Source organism: Synechococcus sp. WH 5701, from assembly GCF_000153045.1.
Classification (GTDB): Bacteria; Cyanobacteriota; Cyanobacteriia; order PCC-6307; family Cyanobiaceae; genus Regnicoccus_A; species Regnicoccus_A antarcticus.
In genome coordinates this window covers 1-2,310 of the sequence record NZ_AANO01000020.1, presented here as the reverse complement: position 1 = coordinate 2,310, position 2,310 = coordinate 1, and the positions used below count along the sequence as shown (strand labels likewise).

The following is a 2,310-nucleotide window of genomic DNA, read 5'->3' as shown; positions in this document are numbered from 1 at the left end:
CGCAGCCAGTAGTGGCCGACTTGCCGTTCTTCATCGGGATTCGCAATGGCACCCGCCTCAAGCTCATGCATGGCGGTGAAGGCGCGATCCATCGCTGGTTGCAACGCCTCAAGCTCAGAAGCATTGAGGTGCATTCGGCTGACATCCAGCCACAAACCAAGATCGTCGTGATACCAAAGGAGATCACAAAACCGCTGCCATTGAATCTGAGCGTCGCTAGCGCTGAAATCCGGAAAGCTCACGGGGGAGTTGCTGCTGATATCTGCTGAAGCTATCCAGGATCTGACGAAATGCGCACTTTCTTGGACACCCCGGGTAGTTTCATCCGAGTTCCTTCGCATTTGGCCTTCCTCCTCAATGCCTGATCGTCTGCGCTTTATCGCTGCAGGAGCCTGTGCTGCCGTAGTTATCGGACTGGGCTTCTTCCGCACTACGCCAGGCATCGACGTGCAACCAGGCCAGAGGCAATCCACGCTGGAAGGGAATCTCAATCCGGCCGATTTCAGCGTTGAGGAATTGCAAATCCTCCAACGACGTTTCGGCGTGCATGGCCCCCAGACACCTCTGGCCCAGCTCTTCACCGATGGGATGGATCAACTGCAACCCCTGCGGTTGCGAACCCTTGACCGTCTCCAAGCACTCAAGCCAGCCATCCTTCGTGAATCGGCAAGGCATCGCGTGAATCCGATGTTGGTGACGGCAATTTTGTTCGATGAAATACAACATTCCAAACCAGGGGAAGGGTTGCCGTTTATTGCCCATTCGGGCTTGGTTAAAACCCATGGACCTGCCCAACTCGGCATCAGCGAATTAATTCATCAAAAGAAACTCTCCCCACAGCCCACGGCGGATGAAATTGCTTGGGCACGGGATCAATTGTTGAATCCAGAACAAAACGTGCGGCTCTTAGCTGGAAAACTGCAACGACTGAAGCGTGAGTTAGGCCTCTCACCCCATGAGGTGCTCCAAGCCAGCCGCTCTTATCTGGACGCAAAAGCAATTGCAACCCTCAGCTACTTACACAACGGCAAACTCGACTACCCGGCAAGAGTGCTGCGTTACATGCAAGACCCGGAACTGCATGGCCTGATCTACTCGGCTCGAGCTCCAGCTCGAGCCCATTTCATTTAGGGGTGTCGAACTGACAATCTCTCTCAAGGGACACAAAGATCTCCCAAAGCAGCAAGTCGCCCCTGCAAGGCTGACCAATCGAAACTACGCGGATCGGCTCGTTCACCGCCAATATCCACATGACGATGAGTGGTGACTGAGGTTGGGGAGAGATTGAATGCTTTCATCCATCCGGATAACACCAGCGCCAAGGCGTCGTATTGCTGAGACGAATAGCCACTGTGGCCAGAACCACCGTGCGCACCACTGGATGGCGTTTCAAGACTCAGGTGAAGAGCGAAATTATTGACCGATCCCTTAAGCCTTTTATTCGTAATGGCCCATTCCCCAAGGAAGGCTGAATAGCCGGCTCCATAGGCCCGCATGAGTGGGTCTACCAGGTCGAGGACACGACCATCCCGACTAATGAGGGTGTGGTAACTCACTTGGTCTTCATCTCTGGGGTGCGGCGTTTGAAAGGTGTTCACAGCAGAACTCACTGAATACACCGTTTCATGCAAAACAATCACCCGAGGAGAGGGATCGAGGCGACGACCAAAAGCGTCTTCGCTGAAGCGCTTGCCAAAATTGGTTGAATCAATGGGCACAAATGTGCGCCACGAACCTGAACGCTTCTGGAGGGTTAGCAACCGGGATCGAATGCCTTTATCGATGCTCGAGCATTGGCGAGCCAACGGCGAACGCCACGAACGGGAAAGGGGTGCGACTGGCACAGATCCAAGCGGAGACGGCTTGCGCTTAGTGCCCTTGTCCTCACTCACCTGGTCGAGTAATTCCAACAACGAAGGACGATCAAAAACAAGCGAGAGCATCCGGCCATCAATCAGCGACCAACCCAGCACGACAAAACCGATTGAGCCAATGGCAAGTGCTGACAGAGCAGTTTTTTGATGACGTCGTAAAAGCGAAAAAGGTTGCTCTCGGCAACGGTTCAGAAAGTTTTGAACCATTGCTCTCGTAAGGCCAATTGATTGGATGACGCCTGAGGATCGAAGTCCAAGCGCCAAGACTCAATGGCCGTTTCGGGCTGTAGGAGCGTTTCTTTCATCAACCCCCGCCGCACAAAAGACACCTGAACTTCAGAACAGTTACGCATGAGATCAGCAACGGCTTCGATGCATCGGACACGGAAGCCATTGATCGCCAGGATTTCGTCCCCAACAACCAAGTTGGCCCTCA

The 2,310-nt window shown here is 53.7% G+C and carries 2 protein-coding genes and 2 pseudogenes; 1 reads left to right on the top strand and 3 read right to left on the bottom strand.

What is annotated here, in order from left to right; translation table 11 throughout:
* Positions 1 to 242, bottom strand: a pseudogene (gene pgi, locus WH5701_RS15975) (glucose-6-phosphate isomerase); the annotation flags it as partial.
* A gap of 115 nt (positions 243 to 357) precedes the next feature.
* Between pgi and WH5701_RS15970 the strand changes: the two are divergent.
* Entirely contained in the window at positions 358 to 1,131 is a 774-nt protein-coding gene (locus WH5701_RS15970; RefSeq protein ID WP_006169700.1) for a hypothetical protein, read from the top strand.
* 23 nt (positions 1,132 to 1,154) lie between these two features.
* Here WH5701_RS15970 and WH5701_RS15965 read toward each other — a convergent pair whose 3' ends face one another.
* Positions 1,155 to 2,081, bottom strand: a complete 927-nt coding sequence (locus WH5701_RS15965; RefSeq protein ID WP_006169698.1) for an N-acetylmuramoyl-L-alanine amidase — start codon at positions 2,079 to 2,081, stop codon at positions 1,155 to 1,157.
* A pseudogene (locus WH5701_RS18135) lies at positions 2,063 to 2,310 on the bottom strand (signal protein PDZ); the annotation flags it as partial. The gene WH5701_RS15965 and the pseudogene WH5701_RS18135, both read right to left, overlap by 19 nt.

Coding starts and splice junctions, on each gene's coding strand:
- WH5701_RS15970 (WP_006169700.1), top strand. CDS start 358: ATGCCTGATCGTCTGCGCTTTATCGCTGCAGGAGCCTGTGCTGCCGTA.
- WH5701_RS15965 (WP_006169698.1), bottom strand. CDS start 2,081: ATGGTTCAAAACTTTCTGAACCGTTGCCGAGAGCAACCTTTTTCGCTT.